Here is a 25,378-nt window from a genome sequence, read left to right as displayed (position 1 = left end):
CCCACAAAGAGCGCCTTTAAACGTTTATGTCGTAAGGCAGTGATACAACCGTCAGCGATGAATCGCTGACGGATTCGATTGAAAGTGTGTCATTAATCGCATCAGAGCGTAGAACCGCTAACAGCTCCAGGTTGTCTGATGCTATGGCGGTAACGATTTCCCCAATGCTTTTGCCTGTGGAGGCCAGAATTTTCGTGCCTGGCGCAGGAATTTCTGACTGGCATCCAGTCAGGTGATAAAGCCGGCTTTTCAGTTTACCGAGATACTGCATACGGGCCACAATTTCCTGCCCGGTATAACAACCCTTTTTGAAACTGACGCCTTCAAGTGTCTGCCAGTTGAAATGCTGGGGAATGTAGCCTTCACGGGTGTCGGGTGTGACCCAGGCAATGCCTTCCCGGATATCTTCAACCTGCCAGTCGCAGGTTGGTTTTGCCTGAAAGAATGAAGCAAGTTGTAGCCACCAGGTATCAATGGCATCAGGCTGGAGCCACAATTCAAAGCGAGGCTTGGAGCCGGCCAGTCTTAGCAGACAGAAACCATCACCGCCTTCGCAATGATTCGGTTCGGGAAGAGTGAAATGGTCGCTGAGAATGGCTTCGCAGTTATCGCCATAAATACCGATTCGCAGCCATTCCTCTGAAGCCTCATTGATTTCGGCTTTGTAAAAAACAATATATTTGCCGAGATGTGCTTTCAAAGCTTCTTGCTGGCTGTCTGTAGCGCTGGCAGGCATGGTCAGCAAAAGACTGTTGTTGTGATGCAGAACCCTGAAATTGGCGACCATGCGGCCTTTCGGGGTGCAGCAGGCGCCAAGGGTGCATTGGTTGGGTGCCAGTTTGTTGATGTCACACGTGAATTGTCCCTGCAGGAAACGTATGGCATCAGGGCCGGAAATCGATGTGATGGTTTCATGGCTGAGTACCGTCATGAAGCCACTGCTGTCAGCAGATTTCACAGCGTGGTCGGCATCCAGTCCCAGGAATGTATTACCAGAGAAACGTCCGCCCTGTGCCTCGAGCCGGTTTTTCCAGTTGTTGTCGCTCATGGTGTATCGTGAATCGTCGATGGGTGAGGGCTCATCATAGAGCATTTTGGCGTTTGATAGCAGTACTGAAATCGCTTTCCCGCCAATGTTGTTACTTCCTATAATGGTGGCCGGTTTTTACTGACAGGTTTGCAGCCAATGACTACCCAGGAAGAAATGAATCGTCTGTTCTGGCACAGCAGAAGAGGGATGCTGGAGCTGGACATCCTGCTGGTGCCTTTTGCCAGGGAGGTTTATCCGACCCTGTCAGAAGCGGATCGGCAGCGTTATGTCCGGTTGCTGGAATGTGAGGATGCCGACCTGTTTGCCTGGTTTATGGAGCAGGAAGAACCAGAGGATAAGGATATTGCTTATATGGTCAGAATGATTCTTGACCGTGCCCGCAGCCTGCCTGCCGTTCATTGAACTGCAGTTAAGGCGGTCCCGGTATCAGTTGTGGCTGGTATCGGGAGCGCACCTCGTGGCTGGGTTGTCGCCGTGGTTTGCTCGAACAGGTGGCTGGTCAGCAATATTATCCTTTCTTATTTTGCTTCATTGGCTTGATGCACTTCGTGAGCAGGGCTGGTTAGGCAAACCTCGTACTGTCAACGGTGTTCGGTATACTGGTGAGCAATGGTCAATTTCATTGCATACATCAGGATGGGTGCGTGTTGATCTCACCGGGCAACCCTTGATTACCCCTTTTCTGACTATTCTTCGGTTTCGGTCTGAGAATCAGATTTATAACGCTGTGCTATTTTCGGATGCGCTGGATCCCGAAGCATTCAGAGCGCTTCGGGTACGTTTGTTATTGAATTATTAAGTACTTGTTTACATGGTTACGATGGGTGTCAGCACGGTATCCGTAGCAACTGGCAGTGTTTCTGGATAATCCAGTGTAAAGTGAAGCCCCCGACTTTCATGTCGCAGCATTGCTGAACGGATGATCAGCTCGGCGACCAGCGCCAGATTACGTAATTCAATCAGGTCACTGCTGATTTTGTAGTTGCTGTAGAAATCATGGATTTCCTGCTGAAGCAATTTGATCCGGTGTGAAGCCCGCTGCAATCGTTTGGTGGTTCGGACAATGCCCACGTAATCCCACATAAAACGGCGCAGTTCATCCCAGTTATGGCTGATGACAACATCTTCGTCAGAATCGGTCACCTGACTGGCATCCCAGGCGGGTATGTCATAGGTATCAGCTCTCGTATCCAGCTGCTGGCAGATATCTCTGGCGGCAGATTGGGCAAAGACAATGCATTCCAGCAGGGAGTTGCTGGCCAGCCGGTTGGCGCCATGAAGCCCCGTAAAACTGCATTCACCAATGGCATAAAGTCCCTTCAGATCGGTTCTTCCGGCATGGTTCACCATGATGCCGCCGCAGGTGTAGTGGGCGGCGGGTACGACCGGAATCGGTTCCCGGGTCATGTCGATGCCATATTTCAGGCAACGCTCATGAATATTGGGGAAATGATCAAGAATAAACTCTCGTGAACGGTGGCTAATATCCAGGTAGAGACAGTCACTGCCAAGCCGTTTCATCTCATGGTCGATGGCGCGGGCAACGATATCCCGTGGCGCCAGTTCACCGCGTTTATCAAACCGGATCATGAAACGGGTGCCATCAGGCAACAGCAGTTGACCACCTTCTCCCCGCACCGCTTCGCTGATCAGGAATGACTTGGCTTGTGGGTGGTAAAGGCAGGTCGGGTGAAACTGGTTGAATTCCATGTTGGCCACCCGGCAGCCTGCCCGCCAGGCCATGGCAATACCATCGCCGGATGATCCATCCCGGTTGCTGGTGTAAAGATACACTTTGCTTGCTCCACCCGTTGCAAGGATGACAAATCGCGCTTTGAAGACATCGACAGATTCATTAGCTTGATTCAGCACATAGGAGCCCAGACAGCGGTTGCCTGGAAGCCCAAGCTTTTGGGTTGTGATCAAATCAATGGCAATCTGATCCTGGTAAAGATCGATATTGCTTTTCTGACGAACCCTGTCGACCAGCGTCGTGGAAACAGCACGTCCGGTGGCATCGGCAGCATGAACAATCCGGCGATGGCTGTGTCCACCTTCCCGGGTCAAATGCAGGTTTTCAGGGATTGACGTTTCACTAAAGGGAACCCCTTGCCCAACAAGCCACTCAATACTTTCACGGCCATGACTAATGGTGAAACGGGCGGCCTGCTCGTTGCACAGTCCTGCACCTGCATTCAGTGTGTCACCCAGGTGGTTGTCCAGACTGTCACCTTCATCCAGTACTGCAGCGATACCGCCCTGGGCCCAGTAAGTTGAACCGGCGGAAAGGTCTCCCTTGCTCAGAATGGCAACCCGGGTTGTCTCGGGAAGATTCAAGGCAACGGCCAGGCCGGCAGCGCCACTGCCGATCACCAGGGCGTCATACTGATGCTGCTGCATTGTTCTGTGATACCGCGTGTCATGTTTGCTAGAGTTGAATATTAAGGCAGTCAGGTCTTATAGGGAAAGGTACTAACGGTATAAGGGGAAACTGAACAGTCGTGCATTTCAGGCCTTTCCAGCGGCGGTTTTTCCTTGAAAAATGATTCCCTGAATCCCATCTCAGACAGTCTTGCGAAAAAAATTGTGAACGTTGGGAACTTTTGGTCAGTGATACTGTCTATTGAGTTAGAACAGGGCAGTTGGTTCTTGCGCTAGGCTCTGAAGCCTGGACAGAAGAATTGAGGACAATTTATGGCAGATGCACAGGAAACCGACCAGCAGTTGGTGAGTCGGGTTCAAAAGGGGGATAAACGTGCATTCGACCTGCTAGTGATTAAATATCAGCACAAGATTCTCGGCCTTGTTGGGAGTTATGTGCATGACTTTCAGGAAGTGCAGGATGTGACCCAGGAGGCGTTCATCAAGGCGTATCGCGCCCTGGGGCAGTTTCGAGGTGACAGTGCGTTTTATACCTGGCTGTATCGTATTGCGATCAATACGGCCAAGAATTTCCTGGTGGCAAAAGGACGCCGTCCGCCGGATACCGATGTCGACGTCTATAACACCGAGACTCTGGATAGTTCGTACCCCCTGAAAGATCTGGAGACACCGGAGCACAATGTGCAGAAAGACGAGATAGAGGCGGTGATCTTCAAGGTGATCAAGGGCCTGCCGGATGAACTCCGTACCGCGGTGACGCTGCGGGAGTTTGATGGCCTGAGCTACGAAGATATCGCCGAGATCATGGATTGTCCGGTCGGGACCGTGCGGTCACGTATTTTCCGGGCCAGGGAAGCCATAGATAAAGTGATTCAGCCATTGCTGAGCAAATCGGGGTAATCGTAATAATGCAGTGGGGAAACGGGGTAGAGCCGACCATGTCCAGTGAGGTGTCCCATGACCGCGATCGATAACCAGCCTGACCGGCGCCTGAAAGAGTCGTTATCCGCACTGATGGATAATGAAGCCAATGAACTTGAGATGCATCGGGTGCTCGATCATCTGCAGAAGGATGAAGCCTTCAGAAAGACGGCGTTCAGCTACCAGTTGATTGGTGAAACGCTGCGCAAAGAGAACAATGCCTTTGCCGGGATTGATATCTCTTCTGCCGTGAGTGATGCCATTGGGCAGGAGCCTGCTGTTAATACGGAAGAACGTTTTACCGGGCGGTGGCAGTCGCTGGGACGTTTTGCCGTCGCTGCATCCGTGACACTGGCCGTGATTGTCGGTGTTCAGCTCTGGAACGGTCAGCAGGCAGGGCAGCCGGAAGTCGCTGTAGTTCAGGAGCCCGTCCAGCCGGTTGCCCAGGATACAGGCACCTTGGTAGCTGATTACGGCGCAGTGGGTGTTCTGGCCGGTTATGGCACAGAGCAGAAAGGTCTGACACCCTCGCAATTGAACCGCGCACGGGTCTTCGCCGATAACGTCGCCCGCGAGCGTTTCAGTGCCTATATGTTACAGCATGCTGAACAGCAATCGTCTTATACCGCACAGGGTATGTTGCCGTTCGTCAGGGCTGCCAGCTTTGAGAGACCCTAGTTTGGCGATGGAAGGAATGGTTTTGCACGCACGGAAACTGATTGGCCTACTGGTATTGAGCTGGGCTCTGCCAGTCGCTGCAGCCCCGCAGGGATCTCCGGTTGAATGGCTTGACCGGATGTCGGCAGCCTTCAGAAGTGAGAATTATCAGGGCTTTTTTATCTACGAGAACCTCGGTGGATTGCTGACACTGAAAGTGATGCATGGTGTCGTTGACGGCCAGGAAAAGGAGCGTCTTGTGTATCTGGACGGTCCTTATCGCGAGATGATCCGTGATGGCCAGAAGATCGCCTATATTCGGCAGGGACAGGGCGGTGTGACATTAAAGCCGGGTTATCTGGCAGCCTTGTCAGGTCGCTTTAAGACGGATTTCCAGAAGCTGGGTGAGTTTTATCAGTTACGTTTTGGTGGAGATGCGCGGATAGCCAATCGCCTCGGTCGCCATATTGAGTTGTTGCCGCGTGACAAGCACCGTTACGGTTACCATTTGTGGCTGGATCATGATTCCGGCTTATTGTTGAAATCTGAAATGCATGGTGACAAAGGTGCGGTTCTGGAGCGTTTCCAGTTTGTTGATCTTGCAGTGGGCAATCTCCCTAATGACGACGTCATTCCTCCGGGACAGCATGCCTGGGTTGATCGCTCGGCGGTTGTTACTCACTCTGAAGAAAGTCCCCTCTCTTGGGAAATGGGCTGGGTTCCCGATGGTTTTAACAAGACCGGTTACCGGAAAACGGTGAGTCCTGTCAGCCAGAAACCGGTAGATAGCCTGTTGTACAGCGATGGCCTGGCGGCATTTTCCGTATTTGTTGAAGAGGATATGACCCGGGTGTTGAGTCAGTCGTCAGAACAGTCCGGAGCCACCGCCGCAGTATCCAGGGTCTTCCGCAATGGCGATGCTTATTATAATGTGACGGTTGTCGGCGAGATCCCGCTGGGGACGGCAGAACGTATTGCCGTATCGGTTAAACCCCGTCAGGTGGAATCGCCCTCCCAGGCACCGGCGCAGTAAGCGGTAGCAATAACAGACGTCAGAGCATTTGAAGACGATTCATGATTGAAGAAAGTGGACGTGTTGTCGCCGTCGAAGAGCGGCTGGCTGTTGTGGAAACCGTAAGAAAATCCGCCTGTGACGCCTGTTCTGCCAAGAATGCCTGTGGACAGGGGCTAAAACGTCATATCAGCGATCACAGTGCTTCCCATATGCATATCCGCGCATTGTGTGACTTTCCCGTGAGGGAGGGTGATACGGTGGTCATTGGTATACCTGAGTCCGCCATGTTAACGGCTTCATTCTGGGTTTATCTGTCACCCTTGCTGTTTTTGGTGGTTGCCATTGTGCTTGGCTACAGGCTTGGTTTGCCGGAAGGTTATCTGATTATTTTTAGCTTGCTCGTTATGGGAGCGGGCTTTTGGGTTACTGCCCGTCTGTTCCAAAATCAAAACCGACAGAAACAGTTGCAGCCGGTTGTGCTCAGCTGGCAATTAACGGATCAGGAAACGGCAGTAAAGAATGTGTCAGAACATCAGCCTGCGATGACATAACGACGTCATTGTCATGCTGTGACAGCCAGAGCATCTTTGTGTTTGTGGTGACTGGCTGGTGAAATGTATCAGAAATGTTTGATCATCGGTGAGATGGGGAAACGGATCTTATGAGATATCCAAGAATTAATGGTGCCGGATGGCTTGGCGGTATATTCGCCCTGTTTCTCGGCATGCAGTTGGCGGTTGCCAGTGAGCAGTTGCCGGATTTTTCGAGCCTGGCGGAGAATGCGTCGCCGGCCGTCGTGAATATCAGTACGTTATCCAAGCCGAAACAATCCAACAGGCAGCTTTATGGGCCTTACGGGGATGAGTTGCCGGAAATTTTTCGGCGTTATTTCGGGTTGCAGATTCCCGATGAATCCCAATTTGAACAGCCTCGTCCACAGTCATTGGGCTCAGGTTTTATTATTTCTGAAGATGGTTACATCCTGACCAATAATCACGTGGTGGAAGGGGCGGATGAAATTCTTGTTCGTCTCAATGATCGCAGTGAATTCAAGGCCAAGTTGGTAGGGGCGGACAAACGCTCAGACCTGGCATTGCTGAAAGTGGATGCCAAACGTCTGCCTGCAATTCGCCTTGGGGATTCTGATGACTTGAAACCAGGTCAGTGGGTCTTCGCTATTGGTTCTCCCTTTGGTTTCGAGTACTCAGTCACTAAAGGTATTATCAGTGCCCTGAACCGTAGCCTGCCGACTGAAAGCTATGTGCCGTTTATTCAGACTGATGTGCCGATCAATCCCGGTAACTCCGGTGGTCCGCTGCTCAATATGGACGGTGAAGTTATTGGTATTAATTCCCAGATATTCACCCGTTCCGGCGGATTTATGGGGCTCTCGTTTGCGATTCCCATTGATGATGCCATGGATGTTGCAGAACAGCTGAAAGAAAAGGGTTACGTAACCCGTGGCTGGCTGGGTGTGGTGATTCAGGATGTTGATCGTAGCCTTGCTGAATCCTTTGGTCTTAAAAAGCCCCATGGTGCGCTGATCAGCCAGGTCATTCCGGAGGGGCCTGCCGGTACGGCTGGTCTGCAGCCGGGCGATATTATCCTTCGATTCAATGGTCGGGATATCAAGTTCTCCAGTGATCTTCCCATGGAAGTTGGTCGTACCCCTGTCGGCAAGAAGGTAGAGGTTGATCTGGTTCGTCGCGGTAAAACGCTGACCAAGACCGTCGAACTCGGTGAGTTGCCTGACGAACAGGGTAAAGCCAAACCTCAGGTGCAGAGCCGCGAGGATAACCGGCTTGGTATCAATGTTGAGCCTTTGAACGACAACTATCGTCAGCGCCTGGGTGTTGATAAGTCGGTTTCAGGTCTTGTTGTCACAGAGGTTGGTCGTGGCGCAGGTCGTGCAGTTGGCTTGCGTAATGGCGATATCATTACCCAGATCAACCACCAGGACGTTAAGAGCGTACAGGAATTCAACAGCATCGTGAAAAAGCTGCCGGCAGACAAAACCATCTCTATGCTGGTGGTGCGCCGTGGAATGCCCGGGTTTATCACCTTCCGCCTGGCGGAGTAACAGTGGTTGAGTAGCGCTCATTAACCCATGGATATGGTAACCTGACGCTCAACGCCCGGATAGCGGCCTACCTGTAAATACGGTAGACTGGTGCGTTAACAGAGGTTTCCATCAGCCGTAACCCGCCCGCCTGAGCAAGGCTGGCGGGTTAATCTATTTAGAGCAGTAGTGACAAACGGTGAGTGACTTACGACATATTCGAAATTTTTCGATCATAGCCCATATCGACCACGGCAAATCCACGCTGGCTGACCGGTTCATCCAGCATTGTGGTGGTCTGAGTGATCGGGAAATGCAGCAGCAGGTGCTCGACTCCATGGAGCTTGAGCGCGAACGCGGTATCACCATCAAGGCGCAGAGTGTAACGCTGGATTACACCGCGAAAGATGGTCAGGTTTACCAGCTCAATTTCATCGACACACCGGGCCACGTTGACTTCTCCTATGAAGTATCTCGCTCCCTGGCGGCCTGTGAGGGCGCTTTGCTGGTGGTGGACGCGGCACAGGGTGTAGAAGCCCAGTCTGTTGCCAACTGCTATACCGCCATTGAGCAGGGTCTGGAAGTTATGCCTGTGCTTAACAAAATGGACTTGCCTCAGGCGGAGCCAGAACGTGTCGCCCAGGAAATCGAAGAAATCATTGGTATTGATGCAACCGATGCGGTGCGCTGCTCTGCCAAGAGTGGTTTAGGCATTGAAGACGTGCTTGAGGCGCTGGTGGCGACCGTTCCTCCGCCGGAAGGCAATATCAATGGTGAACTGCAGGCGCTGATCATTGACTCCTGGTTCGATAACTACCTGGGGATTGTCTCTCTGGTTCGTGTAGTTAACGGTACGCTGCGCAAGAAAGACAAGATGCTGGTCAAATCGACCGGTGAAGTCTATGTCGTGGATGATATCGGCATCTTTACTCCGAAGCGGCAGTCGACCGGTGAATTGAAAGCGGGCGAAGTGGGTTTTGTTGTGGCCGGCATCAAGGATATCCATGGTGCGCCGGTGGGCGATACCCTGACCCATGCCAAGACACCGGAAGTGCCAAGACTTCCCGGCTTCCAGCGTGTGAAACCCCAGGTTTATGCGGGCCTGTTCCCGGTAAGCTCTGATGATTTTGAAGATTTTCGTGAAGCGCTGGAAAAGCTCAGCCTTAACGATGCTTCGCTCTTTTATGAGCCGGAAAGCAGTGATGCATTGGGCTTTGGCTTTCGCTGTGGTTTCCTGGGCATGCTGCACATGGAGATCATCCAGGAGCGCCTGGAGCGGGAATATGATCTTGACCTGATCACCACGGCCCCGACGGTGGTCTACCAGGTCGTGATGAAGAACGGAGAAGTCATTGAGATTGACAACCCGTCCCGCCTGCCTGACCCAGCCGGTATTCTGGAAATCCGTGAACCTATCGTGCAGGCCAATATTCTGGTGCCCCAAGAGTATCTGGGTAATGTCATCAGCCTGTGTGTGGAAAAGCGCGGTATGCAGCGCGATATGCAGTTCACAGGTACGCAGGTCTCTGTATCCTATGACTTGCCAATGAGTGAAGTGGTACTGGACTTCTTTGACCGACTGAAGTCCGTCAGCCGTGGTTTCGCCTCACTGGATTACTCCTTTGATCGTTTCGAAGTGGCGAAAATGGTCAAGCTGGATATCCTTATCAACGGTGAGAAGGTTGATGCGCTGGCGTTGATCGTGCATAAGGACAATGCCGCCGGTAAGGGGCGCAAACTGACCGATGCCATGAAAGAGATCATTCCGCGGCAGATGTTTGATGTGGCGGTTCAGGCAGCGATTGGCGGACAGATTGTGGCACGGTCAACGGTGAAGGCGCTGCGCAAGAACGTAACGGCCAAGTGTTATGGTGGTGACGTTAGCCGTAAGCGCAAGCTGCTGGAGAAGCAAAAGGCCGGCAAGAAACGCATGAAACAGGTTGGTCGCGTGGAAATCCCCCAGGAAGCGTTCCTGGCTGTATTGAAAGTTGACAACTAAAAGGTTGATATGGACTTTAATTTCCCCCTTATCCTGGTGATCGCCGTATTTGCCAGTGGTTTGATCGGGCTTGTCGATATTCTGGTGCTGGCGCCGCGGCGCCGGGCCGCTGTCGCCAGTTACCGTGAGCAGGTCGAAGAAGCAGACGAGGAAACGCTGAGCAGGCTGTCCAGAGAGCCGGGGATGGTGGAAACTGCAAAGTCCGTATTCCCTGTCCTGTTTATTGTGCTGGTATTACGTTCATTCCTGTATGAACCTTTCCAGATCCCGTCGGGGTCGATGATTCCGACGCTTCAGGTTGGCGATTTCATTCTGGTTAACAAGTACACCTATGGTCTCCGGCTTCCTGTGATAGGTACCAAAGTGGTGACAGTGAATGAGCCGAAACGAGGTGATGTCATGGTGTTCAAGGAACCGATGAACCCTAATATCAACTTCATCAAGCGGGTCATAGGTGTTCCTGGCGATAAAATTGCGTATCGCAATAAAACGCTGTACGTGAACGGTGAGAAGGTGCCGGAAACGTTCGTGGCGGAACTGCGTGATGAGTTTGAGCCGCGCTTGGGGCGAAACCTGGTTTATCGGATCTATGAAGAAACTATTGGTGATGTCACTCATCAGATTCGTAAGGATATGGACATTGAAAATCGCTTGCTGCAGACAGAATGGACCGTGCCGGAAGGGCAGTATTTTGTGATGGGCGACAACCGTGACCGCAGTAATGACAGCCGCTACTGGGGGTTTGTGCCGGAAGCGAACATTGTCGGTAAAGCAGTCTATATCTGGATGCACTGGCCGAGTTGGTTTGATCTGCCTAATCTGAAAAACAATGGATCGATAATCTGAAGAACAACAGGAGAGCTGCCATGAAGGGAATGAAAGAGCAGAGCGGAGCATCCATGTTTGTCGTGTTGGCCTGGTTGGTGTTTGCCGCCTCCGTGTTTACCTGTGTCCTCAAATTTACGCCTTTGTATCATGATAACTTCAGTGTTGAGAAAACGCTGGACTCCATAGAAGAGCGTTATGGTATTGAGGATGCGTCTGTCGCTGATGTCCGCGACTGGATGGAGCGGGGCTTTCAGGTCAACAATCTGCCAGATGAGATAGAAAAGAGCGCAAAAGTACGACGTGAAGGCAATGAAATCATCATTGATGTAAACTATGAGCGTCGTGTCCCAATGATTTACAACATAGATGCTGTTCTGACATTCGAGAACAGCAGGAAAATCAGGCAATAGTGAAACAATCCATAGACAAGCTGGAACAGCAGCTCGGCTATCCGTTCAAGGATAGCGAGCTTGCTGTTTTGGCGTTGACTCATCGCAGTTATGGTGGCCGTAATAATGAGCGGCTCGAATTTCTCGGCGACTCCATCGTGAATTTTGTGATCGCCGAAGACCTCTACCAGCGGTTTCCCCAGGCAAAGGAAGGCCAATTGAGCAGGTTGCGGGCCTGCATGGTGCGTGGCGCCACGCTGGCGGAAATTGCCCGGGAATTTGGTCTGGGTGATTTTCTGCGTCTGGGTTCCGGTGAGCTGAAAAGTGGCGGGTATCGTCGTGAGTCCATCCTGGCGGATGCAGTCGAGGCTCTTATCGGCGCAATCTACCTGGATGGCGGCATGGATATCTGCCGAACCCGTATTCTCGCCTGGTTTGCCAGTCGGCTTGAAAAGCTTTCTGTTGGCGATCAACAGAATAAAGATCCCAAAACCCGTCTGCAGGAATATCTGCAGTCACGTCAGCAGCCTCTGCCTCACTATGAGCTGGTCAGCATTGATGGCAGAGCGCATGATCAGACCTTTACGGTACATTGTTCTGTCGTCGGGGTTGAATCGACGACAGGTGCGGGTTGCAGTCGGCGGGCGGCGGAACAGCAGTCAGCCCGACGCGCGTTGGTGGCGCTTGGGGTGGAGATTGAAGGATGATTGAACAGGCAGTATCTGAAGGCCGTTGTGGCTATGTGGCGATTGTCGGACGGCCTAATGTTGGTAAGTCGACACTACTGAATCATATCCTTGGTCAGAAGCTGAGTATTACGTCCCGCAAGCCCCAGACAACCCGCCATCAAATCCTCGGGATCAAAACCGATGGTGAAGTGCAGGCTGTTTATGTGGATACACCGGGTATTCATAAAAATGACGGCAGAGCCATTAACCGTTATATGAACCGGGCGGCGACTTCGTCTGTCAAAGATGTGGACGTTGTCATCTTTATTGTCGACCGGATGGTCTGGACGGATGAAGATGAGATGGTGCTGGAAACGGTTCGTAACAGTCGTTGCCCCGTTATTCTGGTTGTTAACAAAGTCGACCGTATTACTGAAAAGGATAAGCTCATTCCCTGGTTGGATGACCTGTCGCGGAAGATGGATTTCGCGCACATCATACCCATGTCAGCTAAGAATGGTCACAACGTTGAGCGTCTGGAGCGTTTGGTTCACGGTTTCCTTCCGGAAAGTATCCATTTCTATGGTGATGACCAGATTACTGATCGCAGCTCCCGTTTCCTGGCGGCAGAGCTGGTTCGGGAAAAGATCATGCGTCAGCTGGGTGATGAGATTCCCTACCAGATCACTGTTGAGATTGAAGAATTCAAGGAAGACGGTGGTGTGCTGCATATCAGTGCACTGATTCTGGTTGAGCGTCCCGGACAGAAACGGATTGTGATTGGTGACAAGGGCGCCCGCCTGAAAGTGATTGGTCGTGATGCTCGCCTTGATATGGAAAAACTGTTCGACAGCAAGGTAATGCTGAATCTTTGGGTCAAAGTACGCTCAGGATGGTCAGATGATGAGCGGGCGTTGGCCAGTCTTGGTTATACCGAGCTGCCCTGAGACGGTCGGCAGTGTCTGCAAATACCTTCGAACTGCAACCGGCCTGGGTACTTCATACCCGGCCTTATCGTGACACAAGTTTGCTGGTGGATTGTCTGACCCGTGATCACGGGAAAGTGTCCCTGGTTGCTGCTGGCGCCCGGGGGGCTGCCAGCAAATCGGGAAAGCCCCGGCGGGGGCATCTGCTCCAGCCGTTTTCCCGTCTGCTGATCAGTTGGACGGGTAAAACGGAACTCAAAACATTGCGGCAGCTTGAGCAGGATCGCTACCTGTTGCTGAAGGGTAAATATCTCTATAGCGGGCTTTATGCCAATGAGCTGTTGATTCGCCTGCTGCAGCCGGGTGAGGCGGTGGCCAATCTGTTTGATCTCTACGAGTGGCTTGTTGATGGTTTGAATCAGCAGTTGCCGCTGGAAATCAAGTTGAGAGTCTTTGAGAAGCTCTTGCTGGAAGCATTGGGTTATGGGATACCACTGTCGCACGATGGGGAACAGGGACAGGCAATCCGTGATGACCAGTACTATGTCTATCAGCCGGATCATGGTTTTGTCCCCTGTCGTACGGTGGATCCGACCGGCAGGATTCCCTGCTTTTCAGGGACGGTGCTGAATGCATTTGCCCGCAATGATGTTGCCGATTCGATGTTGCCGGACCTGAAACGTTTGACCCGGATGGCGCTGGCGCCATTACTGGGCAGTCGTCCGCTACGTAGTCGCGAGTTGTTCCGTCAGACCGATTCGACCCGGTACACGCCAATGATCAATTCAGAGGAAGGAGTAGTCAGTGATTCCGATTAACCGTATTCTCCTGGGTGTCAATATTGATCATATTGCCACGATTCGTCAGGCAAGGGGGACGTGTTTCCCTGATCCGGTCAAGGCGGCGCTGGATGCGGAAGAAGCCGGTGCGGATGGTATCACCCTGCACCTGCGCGAAGATCGCCGCCATATCCAGGATCATGATGTTTACCGGCTCAAGGATCTCCTCCAGACTCGAATGAACCTGGAAATGGCCGTTACTGATGAAATGCTGTCGATCGCGGAGCAGGTGCAACCGGCACATGTCTGCCTGGTGCCGGAAAAGCGTGAAGAACTCACCACAGAGGGTGGTCTGGACGTAGTTAGCCAGGAAGACCGAATTGCTGCAGCCTGTCAGCGACTGGTGGCTAAAGGGATTGATGTGTCACTGTTCATTGATCCGGAGCCCGCCCAGATTGATGCAGCGGTTCGATGTGGTGCTCCGACCATTGAACTGCACACCGGTTGTTATGCGGATGCAGAAAGCCCGGAAGAACTGCATACTGAACTGGAACGAATTCGTCGTGCGGTTTCTCATGGTCGCAAGCAGGGCTTGATAGTGAATGCCGGGCACGGCTTGAATTACCAGAATGTTGAACCGGTCGCTGCTATTCCGGGAATCAATGAATTAAATATTGGTCATGCCATTATTGGCAGGGCCATGTTCACAGGGCTTAAGGAAGCGATTCGGGAAATCAAGGCCTTAATGCTGGATGCAGCCAGGCACCAGGCATGATTGCAGGCATCGGAACCGACATCGTTGATATACGACGTATACAGCAAGTGCTGGAACGGCAGGGCGATCGGTTTGTTCGGCGTATTTTGACCGAGTCTGAATATGCCGTTTTTATCGCTCGTGGTAGTTATGCTTCCTATATGGCAACGCGTTTCGCCGTAAAAGAAGCGGCGGCCAAGGCTTTGGGTACCGGTATTGGTAAAGTCTCGTTTCAGGATATCGAGGTGACCAATAGTGAGCAGGGTGCGCCTTCTCTGGTACTTCATGGTGCGGCAAAGCAGTTGGGTGAGCAGTTAGGCGTTAGTGCTCATCATGTAACAATCAGCGATGAGAAGGATTATGCGGTAGCATTTGTCGTGCTGGAGCGTTAGAGACGTTGATTGTAATGTTCAACAGGCGGAAAGGTTTATAGCCCTTCCGCCTTTTTTGTCATTTAGGCTTCTGCCAGTTCAGGTTCTTCTGTGCCCACGGTTTCTGCTTCCTGCCCTGTGCGGCTGGTGTCTTCTCCGCCAAGCGCGTTGATGAGCTCGCTGAGGAAACGTTCCAGTGTCAGAGCCATCAGCGTAAAGTCAGCATCGAAACGTCCCGCTTTATCCTCAATGTCCAGTGCGTCAGACTGTTCCTGTAAGGTGTCAGTGAACTTCAGTCGTTTGATACAGAGATCTTCGCCGAGAATGCAGTCGATAGATTCATCCCACTGCATGGCAATGCGGCTGACGACTTTGCCGGATGTAAGATGCAGGCTGACTTCTTCGGATAACAAATCCACCCGTTTGCAGCGGACAATGCCGCCTTCTTCACCCGGTTCCTTCAGTTCGCACTCATCGCCAAGTATGAACGGTGCGGGCAGGTCCGCAGACTGCTGCAACCAGTTGGTCATAATGGCAGAAGGAGCTGATTTCAGTGCCGGAGGCAGCACGGGCAGACTGCCCAGGCAGCTACGCAGGGAACTGGTCAATTCTTCTGCCTTGCGGAAGCTGGATGCGTCGACAATCAGCCAGTCGTTACGGCTATCTATATAAGCGCTGGTTCGACTGGATCGGCTGAAAGCTCGCGGCAGCAGGTCGCGCGTGATTTCATCCTTGAGCTGATCTTTCTCCTTTTTGAAAACTTTCCTGCCCTGTTCATGCTCAATGGTTTCGACCTTTTCCTTCAGTGCATCGCGTACGACGCTGGCCGGTAACAGCTTATCTTCCTTTTTGGCAGTGACGACCAGGAACTGACCACTGGCATGAATCAGACTGTCGCCATCGGGCACGGGCGACACCCAGCCAAAACTGCTCATTTCCGATTTGCTGCAGGGGCGAAAGCGTTGCTCCGCCAGTTTTTCTTCCAGCGTTTCAGCGGTGTATTCAAACGGTTTGCTGAAACGGTACAAAATCAGGTTTTTGAACCACATGATGCTCTGTCCCACTGTTGGCATCTGTCATGGTAACAGATGCATCCGGCATTTTATTACTGATGCCGTAAGGATGCTGCGAGATGCCGTAAAAAGACCGTTAGAACTGTCGGAATGGGTAAATCCCGCAGGTGGGCATATATCGGTTGCATATCGTAACCGATGCTGCTTATAATTCGCGCCGTCCTGACGAGGGGTGATTAGCTCAGCTGGGAGAGCATCTGCCTTACAAGCAGAGGGTCGGCGGTTCGATCCCGTCATCACCCACCACGCAAGACTGTAGCGGACCGGTAGTTCAGTTGGTTAGAATGCCGGCCTGTCACGCCGGAGGTCGCGGGTTCGAGCCCCGTCCGGTCCGCCACTTTGCATCAGGGTCTGGATTTAAGTCGCATTATGGTTATAATGCGCACCGCATCGGGAAGGGTGATTAGCTCAGCTGGGAGAGCATCTGCCTTACAAGCAGAGGGTCGGCGGTTCGATCCCGTCATCACCCACCACAATGCGAATGTCAGTATGTCGCGGACCGGTAGTTCAGTTGGTTAGAATGCCGGCCTGTCACGCCGGAGGTCGCGGGTTCGAGCCCCGTCCGGTCCGCCATTTATTGACTGATGATCGAAAGAATTTTTGGGTGATTAGCTCAGATGGGAGAGCATCTGCCTTACAAGCAGAGGGTCGGCGGTTCGATCCCGTCATCACCCACCAGTGTTAGAAAGCAGGTTTGTCGCGGACCGGTAGTTCAGTTGGTTAGAATGCCGGCCTGTCACGCCGGAGGTCGCGGGTTCGAGCCCCGTCCGGTCCGCCATTTAATTTGCTAGATATGTGTGACAAGATTTTGGGTGATTAGCTCAGCTGGGAGAGCATCTGCCTTACAAGCAGAGGGTCGGCGGTTCGATCCCGTCATCACCCACCAGGTTAGAAAGTTTGTCGCGGACCGGTAGTTCAGTTGGTTAGAATGCCGGCCTGTCACGCCGGAGGTCGCGGGTTCGAGCCCCGTCCGGTCCGCCACTTCTTCAGAAAAAGCCGATCAGCAATGGTCGGCTTTTTTTATTGTTATCAAAAAATCCTCATCGACTTTTTCTCGTTTTTTCCCATCCTTTTGATCGAAAAAAATGATCGTGACAATTAATAAGTCTGTTTGAAACCGAATTGGTTTTCACCGCATATTCTAGCGATGCAACAGCCGTTTTTTCGTGTCTGGAAATGGGTATGAACGAACAAGAAATGCAGGATGCACTCGTATCGCGTGCAGCGTCGCTGAAAAGCTGGTTAAGTGAGTCTCCCGAAAGAACCATTGAATCACTGACGATCAGGAAGTTTGAGAGTGCAGTGGTTTTGCATGGCAATGACTTCTCTCTTGATGAGAGGGGGGTAATGGATATTCCGCTTCAGTTGTTGATTCAGCAGGATTATAAGCTTTGGTTGATTAACCTGGTGATGTCGATCAGGACGACACCAGGTGTTAGTGCTGAGGGGGACATCATTCCCTGTGGTTTGCTCTTTCAGGTGATCGATAATGATGGGGCATCTACACCTGTTTTGCTGTTACGTACTGATGCAAGCCCTGCCGGCATGGATCCCGCGCTGGATAATGCGTCCTGGTGTCATTTCTGGTTTCAGAAGTTTCTGAAGCAGCATGATGTTAAGACGCTCTTTGGTTATAAATCACTGGTTGGTGAACTCTGATCTGCTGCGTTTGTGATGTGCTTTCCCGGCATGGGATTTTATACTGTTGGAAACTCATGCCGTTCATTGATGTCATCCCGCCTGTTTTATTGCTTTATTTCTGCCAAACAGTGATCAATTGTGTGGAAAAACGCGACACACTGTTGGACAATCTCCGCCGTTTTAAGTCCTGCAGGCGATAGCTTCGCTTGAGTGACTATCATGCTTAATGGCAAAAAATGCCTGTCAGGAGTGTTGTGTTCTGTGGATACCGAGCTGTTGAGGACTTTTCTGGAAGTCGAAAAGACCCGGCATTTTGGCAAGGCGGCAGAAAATCTATACCTGACCCAGTCGGCCGTCAGCTCAAGAGTACGGCAGCTGGAGTCGCAGTTGTCTGCACCGCTATTTACCCGATACCGAAATAATATTCAGCTGACACCTGCCGGTGAGCGTCTTAGAGCCCATGCTGAAGCCATCCTGGCTGCCTGGGATCGCGCACGGCTGGATGTGGCGCTGGATCGTAATCAAAATGTGCAGATATCCATCGGGGCGACGCCTAATGTCTGGGACATCCTTTTGCAGGAGCGAATTAACCAGATATTCAGTGATAACCCGGGTATTGCTGTTCGGGCGGAAAGCGTCAGCCCGGAAGTGGTTGCGCGCAGACTGCTGAACCGGACACTGGATCTGGCTATTTTGTTCGATCCGCCCAAAGCTGACGAGCTGGGGTATTGTGAGCTCGCAACGGTAGAGCTGGTGATGGTTACAAGCTCAGCCATTCAGGAGGGCGTTGAACCCTGGCTAACTGGTTGGGTAATGGTGGATTGGGGGACACGCTTTGGTATTGAGCTGTCACGACACCTGAGTGGCTTGCCTTCGCCTGTACTTCATACCAATAGTGCCCGTGTCGCACTGGACTTTCTGTTGAATAATGGCGGCTGCGCTTATCTCCCACTGACCATGGTACAGACGCTGATGTCTGCGGGGGATTTGTACCAGGTGAGCGATGTGCCAGTCATCAAGCGACATATTTATTGCAGCTGGTATGAAGAGTGTGATCGCCTGGAAAGCCTGCAGGCGTTGATGGCGCAATTGAATAGCCAGGTTGTTATAGATAACGGACAGATTGGATTTTCAGTGATCTAGCTTGCGAGTTTTAAGCTCCCGGAATGATTGGTCATCAAACCGGGAGGAATACGAAGTAACCTGTGGATCGTCGTCGAAAGCATCAGGCCTGTTAATCTGCCATTTCAGGCTCTCTGGCCGGTGTGGATTCTTCGATGGATGAATCGGGTAGCGTTGAAGCGTCAGATGCGTTGTCAGGCTCCGGAATCACTTCTGTTGCCATAAACCCCTTGGCACCATTGCCCAGCAGGAACTTGACGGTTTCCCCGGCTTTAAGTGTTTTAAATCCATCCATATTGATACAGCTGTAATGGATGAAAATATCCTGGTTATTGGATTCGCTGATCGGATTAATGAACCCGATTCCCTTCGGATTGCTGAACCACTTTATCGTGCCAATGAAATACTCCATATTCCCTTTCTCATTATTGTTAATCCTGATTAAAAGATAACCTTATCCGGGTGGGGGAGGCAATCCCATTTCCTGTTTCATGGGTGACTGTAAGGCGGCCTTATTCATCTTTTATGACAAATACGCTAAATCCGGCAGTTTCCAGGCGAGCATGTGAAATGTCTGGCTGTATGAGATGGGCAAACAGGAATGCAGGGGAACCATGGGTAACAACAATCAGAATGTCAGTATCATCGTCAGACATCACTTCATCATAAAATGATTGTAAGCGCGCATTAATTTGCTCTGTTGTTTCACCGCCAAACGTCGCAGGATCATCGGGAAACCAGGGGTCCTTGTCATCGAACTGCGAATGTAACTGACTTTCGCGGTTGCCTACGTTGGTCTCTATCAGCCGGTTGTCAGTCATAATGGAATCTTGAGGGAGCTGAAGTTCGGAGGCAAGTATCTTTGCTGTCTGGACGGTGCGCGGTAAGGGTGATGCGAACAGCACAATGCGAGCTTCCCTGTTGAGTTGCGTGTTGATCGCACCGGCCGTGCGTTTAACCTGTTCTTTCCCGTTATCGGTCAGGTATGACGGGGTGTAGGCAGGATGTTCAGGATTCGTGCTATAGCGGTCATTGATGTTGTGATCAGCCTCACCATGTCGCACGAGGAAGAGTGTTTTTTCTTTTGCGGGCATAGAGGTGGCATGCAGTAAGGTCATGATAAGTGTCAGGGTAATGATGGCTATTCTTGGCATTCTCTTACTCCTCGTTTTCGGCAAGATGCGCTAATTCTAGAAAAAGGTGGTCATATTTCAGTGGATTTGCGTGTTCTGCGCTGAAACGTCATTATTCCGCGCCAAATGGTTGTTATTGAACGGATAGCAGGATTTTAGAATGAAGCTATTGAATCGGTCCGCGGTTTCCCTGAAGCCAACAAGCGTATTCGTAGAATGGGCTAACCGGATGAACCCGGATGAAGCCATGAGTATTGAAGCATTCAGGGCTGAAGGCTCGGTTTATCTGTTTGATGAGGTTGAGCAGGAAGAGGATTTTAACCAGTGGCTGAAATCACACGCGACGCAGCTGTTTGAGAATGAGCTGGCAGCCTGGTTGGAAGATGACGCACTTTGGCCTGAGAAGCGCGATTACAGCGTTTTTGTGCAATGGTTTGATGTAGAGCCTCAGCTGGTGTGCTTCGATGTCAGTGAGCGGTCGCTGATGCGGGCTGATCTGGAAGCTTTTTAGCCGGAATTGTCGCGGCAGACTGGTAGTGTCTGCCGCCTTTTTTGATGCCGGTTATTGCTTGGCGCTATCGGCGATGTAGCGCGAGGAGAGTTCAATCATATCAGCCAGAATATTCCCACTTTCTATCAGCAGTGCATCATCTTCTGACTTATCCTCGTCCCGCTTGCCATATTGAGAAACGCTGGCGTTCTGTTCTTCTTCTAACTCTTCAAGACTCTTGTAAACCGGTTTGCCTTTGGCTTTGCGAAGCTGGTTTTCCAGGCGAAGTCGTTCTTTGCGCATGGCGTCTGTTTCGTTACGGCGTTCCTTCTCGTTGAGACTGATGCTGTTCTTGCTGTCATAGCGCTGCTGGAACGTTTTCAGATCCTTAAGGTAGCGGAAGTCGGGGTTGTCACCGATACGTTTGTTGTGCCGTTCACGCAGTGCAGGCATGAATGGTGTCAGCGGGTCAAAGGCTTTGAACTTGGCCGGGTTGATCTCATCCCAGGGCAGGGCATTAGGTAATGCGCTTTCGCCAATGTCTTCCTTATTAAACAAAGAGGGGAAGCTGATGTCAGGAATGACGCCCCTGTTCTGGGTGCTCTGTCCAGAAACGCGATAGAACTTTGCCACTGTCAGTTTCAATTGACCGTGGTTGAGGGGTTGAATGGTTTGGACTGTCCCCTTACCAAAGCTTTGGCTGCCAATGATGACTGCACGTTGGTAGTCCTGCATGGCACCGGCAAAGATCTCTGACGCAGAGGCGCTCAGGCGGTTGATCATGACCGCCATGGGGCCGTGGTAGACCTCTTCAGGGTCAGGATCCTGCTGAGGTTCAGTGCGACCACGGCTGTCCCGGACAACAACGGTCGGACCATCATTAATGAACAGGCCGCTGAGTTGGTTGGCTTCCTGCAGAGAGCCGCCGCCATTGCTGCGCAGATCGATAATCAGACCGTCAATGTTTTCTTTGTTGAGTTCCTTGAGCAGTTTGCGAACATCCCGGGTTGTACTCTTGTAGTCGGGGTCGCCCGCCTGGGCGGCCTTGAAATCGATGTAAAACGCCGGAATTTCAATGACGCCAATGCGATAGTTATGATCGCCCTGCTTGATGGTGATGATCTCTTTCTGGGCTGATTGCTCTTCCAGCTTGACCTTGTCACGGGTGATGGGGTAGATGCGTGTCTTGCCATCCTTGCTGTTGGAGGGAATGGTTTCCAGTTTTACCTGGGTGCCCTTGGGGCCCCGGATTAGTTTTACCACTTCGTCCAGGCGCATCCCGACTACATCTTCAAATCTGCCATTCTCACCTTGAGAGACGGCTATAATGCGATCCCCTGGCTTGAGTTGTCCGGCCTTATCTGCCGGGCCTGCAGGAACAATGCTGACAACCTTGGTGTATTCGTCCTCAGACTGCAAAACGGCGCCAATGCCTTCGAGAGAAAGGCTCATATTGATGTCAAAGGTTTCCGCACGCTGGGGTGAGAAATACTGGGTATGGGGATCATAAAGCTGGGTGAACGCATTCAGGTAAAGCTGGAAGGCATCTTCGCTGCGGGTCTGGTGGAGTCGGCGAAGCTGGTTGGTATAGCGCTTGTGCAGCAGTTCCTGGATCTCTTTGAGCGGCTTTTCGTTCAGCTTCATGTTCAGGATGCTGTCTTTCAACTGGCGCCGCCATAGGTCTTCCTGCGCCTTGCGATCAGCGAGCCAGGGGGATTTTTCGCGATCAATCGTCAGTGATTCCTGTTTGTTGAAATCGATGTGATCCAGGCCGGCTTCCAGGTACTTTAGCGCGAATCGAATGCGTTCTTCGCTGCGCTGCATGTAACGGTTGAAAATGTCAAAGGCAGGCTTCAAATTACCGCTTTTAAGGGCGCTATCAAGTTCATTCTGGTAAGGCTTGAATTCTTTGATATCGGACGCAAGGAAGAAACTGCGATTTCGATCCAGCGTGTCCAGATAACTCTGGAAGATCTGTTCCGAACTGTTGTTATCAATGGTGATTTTTTCGTAGGAGTTTCGCTGCAGCAGCTGCACGACATTGACACTGGCGATGGCTTGATTGAGCGTAGGCTTGAGTGTTTCAATCTGCTGCTCAAGGAGTTTATCGGTATCAACGTGGCTGGTTTCGCTGTCCTTGGCGAAAGCCAGTGTCGATGACAATGACAACAGCAAGGCAAAAAACAGGTTCAGACGGGCAGTTCGGGCCTTAAAATGCATCAGATGGTTCGCTCTCTTATCAGTGTCTGCCTGGCGTGTTATGGAAACCGGCATGGGTGACAACTCCTTTTTCTACCCAGCCCGTTGGTGGCTGTTTCTGGGTAATCGGCCGTCTACTCAGCCTTTTTACAGACGTCTCAAGCATGATACCTACAACTGTCGCGGCAGGGAAAGCGATAGTTTGGCCTTTTGCCGTGCTGGAGTTGCATTTGAAACTGCACGTATAGCACGCCTTCCCAGTCATTGATCAGCTTGCCTGCGTTATGTTTTCAGGATAGGACGGCTTGATTCATACGTCATGCCGTTAGGCGGGAATGGGGCAAAACCTAAGAGGTTCTGCCCCGGAAGGTTTAGAGAACGGTCAGGTTTGCTTCGTTGTAGAAATGCGCCAGCAGATTGGCCATGTTGGTGGCGTCTTCTGTGCCGGCAAGCTCCCTGATGGAATGCATGGCCAGTGTTGGCAGCCCAACATCCAGTGTCATTACACCCAGCTCCGCTGCTGTCAGTGGGCCGATGGTGCTGCCGCAGCCCATATCCGTTCTGGCTACAAAGCTTTGTACCGGCACATTGGCTTTCTGGCAGAGATGTCTGAAAAGTGCGCTGGTTTCGCTGGTGGTGGCATAACGCTGGTTGGCGTTGATCTTGATAACCGGTCCTTTGTTCATGATTGGGCTGTGGTTGCCATCATGCTTGTCTGCATAATTCGGATGTACCGCGTGGGCGTTGTCTGCCGAGATCAGTATGGATCGCTGCATGGTGCGTGTCAGGGGTTCACCGGTACCGATGATGCGTTCCAGTACATTCTTCAGGAATGGTCCCTGTGCGCCACTGGCGGATTGGCTGCCCACTTCCTCGTGATCATTGCAGACCAGCAGGCAAGGGGATTCGCTGTTGGCTGCCAGCAAGGCCTGTAGGCCTGTAAAGCAGCTAAGCAAATTATCCAGTCTGGCAGAGGCAATGAAGTCCTGCTCCATCCCGATAATAGCGGCTTTCTGGGTGTCGTAGAAAAACAGCTCATAATCCAGTATTTCAGCAGGTTGGCTGGAGGGTTCTTCAACCTTGAGGCGATTCACCAGCTGCTGCATGAAATCGATATTTTCGTCATTTTTCAGCAGCGAAAGAATGGGGGGGATATCTTTTTGTGGATTGATGGGATGGGTATTATTCGCTTCCCGATCAAGGTGAATTGCCAGATTAGGGATGGTGGCAATAGCATCACGGAAATCGATAAGGGAGCTATGTAGCTGGCCCTGCTGGTCAGTCCAGGTGACTCGTCCGGCCAGTGACAGATCGCGGTCAAACCAGGGATTCAACAATGCACCGCCGTATACTTCAACTCCCAGTTGATAGCAGCCTTTTTCCTGCAGGGTTGGGTTGGGTTTTACCTTCAGGCAGGGGCTGTCGGTATGCGCGCCAACCATGCGAAAACCCTGTTCCGCATAATTCCCTTTGCCGGTGGTAAAGGCAATGATGGAGGAGCCGTTGCGTGTGGTGTAGTACTTTTTGCCAGGAGCCAGCTGCCAGGCGTCGCGTTCATTCAGTGCCGTGAAGCCGGCATTGTCCAGTTGGCGTGCAATTTCCCGTGTGGCATGGAATGGTGTGGGGGACTGGTCCAGAAAGGTCAGTAGTTTTTTATTGAAAGTATCTTGGTCGAAGGTGTGCTTTGTCATGAGTATTCTGTCAGGCAGGGTGGATGCCTGACAGAATACCAGTGGCTTTTGGCGGAATGAAGTTATTTCGTGCCAGTTGGCGACTCTGGCAGCGTGACATTCAGCTCAAGAATGGAGACTTCTTCACGGGTGTCGAACTGGATGCTGACATCCTCGTTTTCCACCGCCACATATTTCCGGATGACGTTCAGAATATCCTGCTTCATGGCCGGCAGGTAGTCAGGACTGTCGCGGCCTGCGCGCTCATGGGCGACGATAATCTGCAGTCGTTCCCTGGCGAGAGACGCGGAGGTTTTTTTCTCCTTGTTCTGGAAAAGGTCAAACAGACTCATCAGCGTCCCCCAAACATCCGTTCCAACAGACCCTTTTTCCTGGAATCAAGGAAGCGGTGAGGCAGATCCTTGCCAAGAAAACGGCTGACAATATCGCTGTAGGCCTGGCCGGCGTCACTCTCTTCCTGCAGGATTACCGGTTGCCCCTGGTTGGAAGCTTTCAGAACCGCCATGGATTCCGGTACAACGCCAATCAGGGGGATGGCCAGAATATCTTTCACGTCCTCAACGCTCAGCATTTCACCCTTTTTAACCCGTTCAGGATCGTAGCGGGTGAGCAGCAGGTGTTCTTTCACGGGCTCAAGGTTTTGTTCTGCCCGGCGGGATTTACTGTGCAGAATACCGAGAATACGGTCAGAATCCCGAACAGAGGAGACTTCCGGGTTAGTGGTGATAATCGCTTCATCGGCAAAATAGAGTGCCATCAGGGCACCTTTCTCGATGCCGGCCGGCGAATCACAGACAATGTAGTCAAAATCTTCCTTGAGCTGGTTGAGAATGGTTTCAACCCCCTCTGGTGTCAGTGCGTCTTTGTCCCGGGTCTGGGAGGCGGGCAGGACGAAGAGGTTATCCGTATGCTTGTCCTTGATCAGGGCCTGGTGCAATGCCGCTTCGCCATTGATGACGTTGACAAAGTCATACACGACACGACGTTCGCACCCCATGACCAGGTCCAGGTTGCGCAGGCCGATATCGAAATCAATCACAACGGTCTTGTGACCCTGCATGGCCAGGCCGGTAGAGAAGGCTGCGCTGGTTGTCGTTTTACCTACGCCCCCTTTGCCTGATGTGACAACAATTATCTTGGCCAATGAATCATCCCTTACAAACAAACTACATGGGTACAGGTAATAGACGACTGATGTCTACGTGTACAATCAGTGGTCGCGACTGAAAC

Annotated in this window: 27 protein-coding genes and 8 tRNA genes; 26 read left to right on the top strand and 9 right to left on the bottom strand. The window is 51.8% G+C overall.

All coding sequences use genetic code 11. The annotated features are described in order from the left end of the window. Positions 1 to 16: 16 nt before the first annotated feature. Positions 17 to 1,048 (bottom strand): CAF17-like 4Fe-4S cluster assembly/insertion protein YgfZ, encoded by a 1,032-nt coding sequence (gene ygfZ / locus AC27K1_RS10065; protein WP_487150233.1) that lies wholly within the window; start codon positions 1,046 to 1,048, stop codon positions 17 to 19. Positions 1,049 to 1,186: 138 nt separating this feature from the next. Here ygfZ and AC27K1_RS10060 point away from each other — a divergent pair, with 138 nt between their 5' ends. Together AC27K1_RS10060 and AC27K1_RS10055 are read left to right on the top strand one after the other, a co-directional pair. Continuing rightward, the gene (locus tag AC27K1_RS10060) at positions 1,187 to 1,453 is read left to right on the top strand and encodes an FAD assembly factor SdhE (RefSeq protein ID WP_487150231.1); all 267 of its coding nucleotides are present in this window, start codon (positions 1,187 to 1,189) and stop codon (positions 1,451 to 1,453) included. Beyond that, entirely contained in the window at positions 1,425 to 1,850 is a 426-nt protein-coding gene (locus tag AC27K1_RS10055; protein ID WP_487150275.1) for a protein YgfX, read from the top strand. The genes AC27K1_RS10060 and AC27K1_RS10055 overlap by 29 nt, the downstream gene beginning before the upstream one ends. Before the next feature lie 8 nt (positions 1,851 to 1,858). Here the strand turns inward: AC27K1_RS10055 and nadB are convergent, their stop codons facing one another. Continuing rightward, positions 1,859 to 3,451: an L-aspartate oxidase gene (gene nadB, locus AC27K1_RS10050; RefSeq protein WP_487150230.1), complete on the bottom strand. Its 1,593-nt coding sequence runs from the start codon at positions 3,449 to 3,451 to the stop codon at positions 1,859 to 1,861. Positions 3,452 to 3,745: 294 nt separating this feature from the next. Here nadB and rpoE point away from each other — a divergent pair, with 294 nt between their 5' ends. From rpoE to acpS, 13 genes are all read left to right on the top strand, one after another. Then, entirely contained in the window at positions 3,746 to 4,333 is a 588-nt protein-coding gene (gene rpoE / locus AC27K1_RS10045) for an RNA polymerase sigma factor RpoE (protein ID WP_211824380.1), read from the top strand. 57 nt (positions 4,334 to 4,390) lie between these two features. Then, positions 4,391 to 5,032, top strand: a complete 642-nt coding sequence (locus AC27K1_RS10040) for a sigma-E factor negative regulatory protein (RefSeq protein ID WP_487150227.1) — start codon at positions 4,391 to 4,393, stop codon at positions 5,030 to 5,032. Positions 5,033 to 5,054: 22 nt separating this feature from the next. After that, positions 5,055 to 6,044, top strand: a complete 990-nt coding sequence (locus tag AC27K1_RS10035; RefSeq protein ID WP_487150225.1) for a MucB/RseB C-terminal domain-containing protein — start codon at positions 5,055 to 5,057, stop codon at positions 6,042 to 6,044. A gap of 41 nt (positions 6,045 to 6,085) precedes the next feature. Then, complete coding sequence (locus AC27K1_RS10030; protein WP_487150223.1) at positions 6,086 to 6,577, top strand: SoxR reducing system RseC family protein; 492 nt, start codon at positions 6,086 to 6,088, stop codon at positions 6,575 to 6,577. Positions 6,578 to 6,687: 110 nt separating this feature from the next. After that, on the top strand, positions 6,688 to 8,106 hold the full coding sequence (locus AC27K1_RS10025) for a DegQ family serine endoprotease (protein ID WP_487150221.1): 1,419 nt from the start codon (positions 6,688 to 6,690) through the stop codon (positions 8,104 to 8,106). 178 nt (positions 8,107 to 8,284) lie between these two features. Continuing rightward, positions 8,285 to 10,084 (top strand): translation elongation factor 4, encoded by a 1,800-nt coding sequence (gene lepA / locus AC27K1_RS10020; RefSeq protein WP_487150219.1) that lies wholly within the window; start codon positions 8,285 to 8,287, stop codon positions 10,082 to 10,084. A 9-nt stretch (positions 10,085 to 10,093) separates the two neighbouring features. Then, on the top strand, positions 10,094 to 10,930 hold the full coding sequence (gene lepB / locus AC27K1_RS10015) for a signal peptidase I (protein ID WP_487150217.1): 837 nt from the start codon (positions 10,094 to 10,096) through the stop codon (positions 10,928 to 10,930). 20 nt (positions 10,931 to 10,950) lie between these two features. Further along, the gene (locus AC27K1_RS10010; protein ID WP_487150215.1) at positions 10,951 to 11,322 is read left to right on the top strand and encodes a DUF4845 domain-containing protein; all 372 of its coding nucleotides are present in this window, start codon (positions 10,951 to 10,953) and stop codon (positions 11,320 to 11,322) included. After that, the gene (gene rnc, locus AC27K1_RS10005; protein WP_487150214.1) at positions 11,322 to 12,008 is read left to right on the top strand and encodes a ribonuclease III; all 687 of its coding nucleotides are present in this window, start codon (positions 11,322 to 11,324) and stop codon (positions 12,006 to 12,008) included. Before AC27K1_RS10010 ends, rnc begins: the two co-directional genes overlap by 1 nt. Then, positions 12,005 to 12,916 (top strand): GTPase Era, encoded by a 912-nt coding sequence (gene era, locus AC27K1_RS10000; protein WP_487150212.1) that lies wholly within the window; start codon positions 12,005 to 12,007, stop codon positions 12,914 to 12,916. The genes rnc and era overlap by 4 nt, the downstream gene beginning before the upstream one ends. 11 nt (positions 12,917 to 12,927) lie before the next feature. Then, entirely contained in the window at positions 12,928 to 13,713 is a 786-nt protein-coding gene (recO, locus tag AC27K1_RS09995; protein ID WP_487150210.1) for a DNA repair protein RecO, read from the top strand. Then, the gene (pdxJ, locus tag AC27K1_RS09990; RefSeq protein WP_487150208.1) at positions 13,700 to 14,449 is read left to right on the top strand and encodes a pyridoxine 5'-phosphate synthase; all 750 of its coding nucleotides are present in this window, start codon (positions 13,700 to 13,702) and stop codon (positions 14,447 to 14,449) included. The genes recO and pdxJ overlap by 14 nt, the downstream gene beginning before the upstream one ends. Beyond that, positions 14,446 to 14,820 carry a holo-ACP synthase gene (acpS, locus tag AC27K1_RS09985; protein ID WP_487150206.1) on the top strand — a complete coding sequence of 125 codons (375 nt, stop codon included), beginning with the start codon at positions 14,446 to 14,448 and terminating at the stop codon, positions 14,818 to 14,820. The genes pdxJ and acpS overlap by 4 nt, the downstream gene beginning before the upstream one ends. A gap of 62 nt (positions 14,821 to 14,882) precedes the next feature. Here the strand turns inward: acpS and rdgC are convergent, their stop codons facing one another. Beyond that, on the bottom strand, positions 14,883 to 15,848 hold the full coding sequence (gene rdgC, locus AC27K1_RS09980) for a recombination-associated protein RdgC (RefSeq protein WP_487150205.1): 966 nt from the start codon (positions 15,846 to 15,848) through the stop codon (positions 14,883 to 14,885). Positions 15,849 to 16,042: 194 nt separating this feature from the next. Between rdgC and AC27K1_RS09975 the strand changes: the two genes are divergently transcribed. From AC27K1_RS09975 to AC27K1_RS09930, 10 genes are all read left to right on the top strand, one after another. After that, positions 16,043 to 16,118, top strand: a tRNA-Val gene (locus AC27K1_RS09975). Positions 16,119 to 16,132: 14 nt separating this feature from the next. Beyond that, positions 16,133 to 16,209, top strand: a tRNA-Asp gene (locus tag AC27K1_RS09970). A 60-nt stretch (positions 16,210 to 16,269) separates the two neighbouring features. Continuing rightward, positions 16,270 to 16,345: transfer RNA gene (locus AC27K1_RS09965), tRNA-Val, on the top strand. Between the two features lie 23 nt (positions 16,346 to 16,368). After that, a tRNA-Asp gene (locus AC27K1_RS09960) sits at positions 16,369 to 16,445 on the top strand. A gap of 29 nt (positions 16,446 to 16,474) precedes the next feature. After that, positions 16,475 to 16,550, top strand: a tRNA-Val gene (locus AC27K1_RS09955). A gap of 23 nt (positions 16,551 to 16,573) precedes the next feature. Continuing rightward, positions 16,574 to 16,650, top strand: a tRNA-Asp gene (locus tag AC27K1_RS09950). Between the two features lie 32 nt (positions 16,651 to 16,682). Continuing rightward, a tRNA-Val gene (locus AC27K1_RS09945) sits at positions 16,683 to 16,758 on the top strand. A gap of 18 nt (positions 16,759 to 16,776) precedes the next feature. Further along, positions 16,777 to 16,853: transfer RNA gene (locus AC27K1_RS09940), tRNA-Asp, on the top strand. 201 nt (positions 16,854 to 17,054) lie between these two features. Further along, positions 17,055 to 17,531 carry a hypothetical protein gene (locus tag AC27K1_RS09935; protein WP_487150203.1) on the top strand — a complete coding sequence of 159 codons (477 nt, stop codon included), beginning with the start codon at positions 17,055 to 17,057 and terminating at the stop codon, positions 17,529 to 17,531. 243 nt (positions 17,532 to 17,774) lie between these two features. Then, complete coding sequence (locus AC27K1_RS09930; protein WP_487150202.1) at positions 17,775 to 18,656, top strand: LysR family transcriptional regulator; 882 nt, start codon at positions 17,775 to 17,777, stop codon at positions 18,654 to 18,656. Between the two features lie 91 nt (positions 18,657 to 18,747). On the opposite strand, the gene AC27K1_RS09925 is transcribed toward AC27K1_RS09930, so the two are convergent. Continuing rightward, positions 18,748 to 19,047 carry a cold shock domain-containing protein gene (locus AC27K1_RS09925; protein WP_487150200.1) on the bottom strand — a complete coding sequence of 100 codons (300 nt, stop codon included), beginning with the start codon at positions 19,045 to 19,047 and terminating at the stop codon, positions 18,748 to 18,750. A gap of 100 nt (positions 19,048 to 19,147) precedes the next feature. Then, positions 19,148 to 19,789: a histidine phosphatase family protein gene (locus tag AC27K1_RS09920; RefSeq protein WP_487150199.1), complete on the bottom strand. Its 642-nt coding sequence runs from the start codon at positions 19,787 to 19,789 to the stop codon at positions 19,148 to 19,150. A gap of 139 nt (positions 19,790 to 19,928) precedes the next feature. Between AC27K1_RS09920 and AC27K1_RS09915 the strand changes: the two genes are divergently transcribed. After that, positions 19,929 to 20,279 carry a hypothetical protein gene (locus AC27K1_RS09915; protein ID WP_487150198.1) on the top strand — a complete coding sequence of 117 codons (351 nt, stop codon included), beginning with the start codon at positions 19,929 to 19,931 and terminating at the stop codon, positions 20,277 to 20,279. A gap of 51 nt (positions 20,280 to 20,330) precedes the next feature. Here AC27K1_RS09915 and AC27K1_RS09910 read toward each other — a convergent pair whose 3' ends face one another. From AC27K1_RS09910 to minD, 4 genes are all read right to left on the bottom strand, one after another. Next, entirely contained in the window at positions 20,331 to 22,532 is a 2,202-nt protein-coding gene (locus AC27K1_RS09910) for a carboxy terminal-processing peptidase (RefSeq protein ID WP_487150197.1), read from the bottom strand. Between the two features lie 296 nt (positions 22,533 to 22,828). Then, positions 22,829 to 24,148: a M18 family aminopeptidase gene (locus tag AC27K1_RS09905; protein WP_487150195.1), complete on the bottom strand. Its 1,320-nt coding sequence runs from the start codon at positions 24,146 to 24,148 to the stop codon at positions 22,829 to 22,831. Between the two features lie 62 nt (positions 24,149 to 24,210). Beyond that, positions 24,211 to 24,480: a cell division topological specificity factor MinE gene (gene minE / locus AC27K1_RS09900; RefSeq protein ID WP_395184044.1), complete on the bottom strand. Its 270-nt coding sequence runs from the start codon at positions 24,478 to 24,480 to the stop codon at positions 24,211 to 24,213. Continuing rightward, complete coding sequence (gene minD, locus AC27K1_RS09895) at positions 24,480 to 25,292, bottom strand: septum site-determining protein MinD (protein WP_487150193.1); 813 nt, start codon at positions 25,290 to 25,292, stop codon at positions 24,480 to 24,482. The genes minE and minD overlap by 1 nt, the downstream gene beginning before the upstream one ends. Between the last annotated feature and the right edge of the window lie 86 nt (positions 25,293 to 25,378).

Source organism: Kistimonas ophiarachnellae (assembly GCF_057552235.1).
This window is presented reverse-complemented; position numbering and strand designations above follow the sequence as displayed.

Bases quoted from the DNA above. Each gene is read 5' to 3' on its own strand.
- era (WP_487150212.1), top strand. From the start codon at position 12,005: ATGATTGAACAGGCAGTATCTGAAGGCCGTTGTGGCTATGTGGCGATT.
- minE (WP_395184044.1), bottom strand. From the start codon at position 24,480: ATGAGTCTGTTTGACCTTTTCCAGAACAAGGAGAAAAAAACCTCCGCG.
- AC27K1_RS10025 (WP_487150221.1), top strand. From the start codon at position 6,688: ATGAGATATCCAAGAATTAATGGTGCCGGATGGCTTGGCGGTATATTC.
- AC27K1_RS09905 (WP_487150195.1), bottom strand. From the start codon at position 24,148: ATGACAAAGCACACCTTCGACCAAGATACTTTCAATAAAAAACTACTG.
- AC27K1_RS09935 (WP_487150203.1), top strand. From the start codon at position 17,055: ATGAACGAACAAGAAATGCAGGATGCACTCGTATCGCGTGCAGCGTCG.
- AC27K1_RS10040 (WP_487150227.1), top strand. From the start codon at position 4,391: ATGACCGCGATCGATAACCAGCCTGACCGGCGCCTGAAAGAGTCGTTA.
- lepB (WP_487150217.1), top strand. From the start codon at position 10,094: ATGGACTTTAATTTCCCCCTTATCCTGGTGATCGCCGTATTTGCCAGT.
- rpoE (WP_211824380.1), top strand. From the start codon at position 3,746: ATGGCAGATGCACAGGAAACCGACCAGCAGTTGGTGAGTCGGGTTCAA.
- AC27K1_RS09910 (WP_487150197.1), bottom strand. From the start codon at position 22,532: ATGCCGGTTTCCATAACACGCCAGGCAGACACTGATAAGAGAGCGAAC.
- AC27K1_RS09915 (WP_487150198.1), top strand. From the start codon at position 19,929: ATGAAGCTATTGAATCGGTCCGCGGTTTCCCTGAAGCCAACAAGCGTA.
- AC27K1_RS10030 (WP_487150223.1), top strand. From the start codon at position 6,086: ATGATTGAAGAAAGTGGACGTGTTGTCGCCGTCGAAGAGCGGCTGGCT.
- nadB (WP_487150230.1), bottom strand. From the start codon at position 3,451: ATGCAGCAGCATCAGTATGACGCCCTGGTGATCGGCAGTGGCGCTGCC.
- acpS (WP_487150206.1), top strand. From the start codon at position 14,446: ATGATTGCAGGCATCGGAACCGACATCGTTGATATACGACGTATACAG.
- rdgC (WP_487150205.1), bottom strand. From the start codon at position 15,848: ATGTGGTTCAAAAACCTGATTTTGTACCGTTTCAGCAAACCGTTTGAA.
- ygfZ (WP_487150233.1), bottom strand. From the start codon at position 1,048: ATGAGCGACAACAACTGGAAAAACCGGCTCGAGGCACAGGGCGGACGT.
- AC27K1_RS09925 (WP_487150200.1), bottom strand. From the start codon at position 19,047: ATGGAGTATTTCATTGGCACGATAAAGTGGTTCAGCAATCCGAAGGGA.
- AC27K1_RS10060 (WP_487150231.1), top strand. From the start codon at position 1,187: ATGACTACCCAGGAAGAAATGAATCGTCTGTTCTGGCACAGCAGAAGA.
- AC27K1_RS09920 (WP_487150199.1), bottom strand. From the start codon at position 19,789: ATGCCAAGAATAGCCATCATTACCCTGACACTTATCATGACCTTACTG.
- AC27K1_RS10010 (WP_487150215.1), top strand. From the start codon at position 10,951: ATGAAGGGAATGAAAGAGCAGAGCGGAGCATCCATGTTTGTCGTGTTG.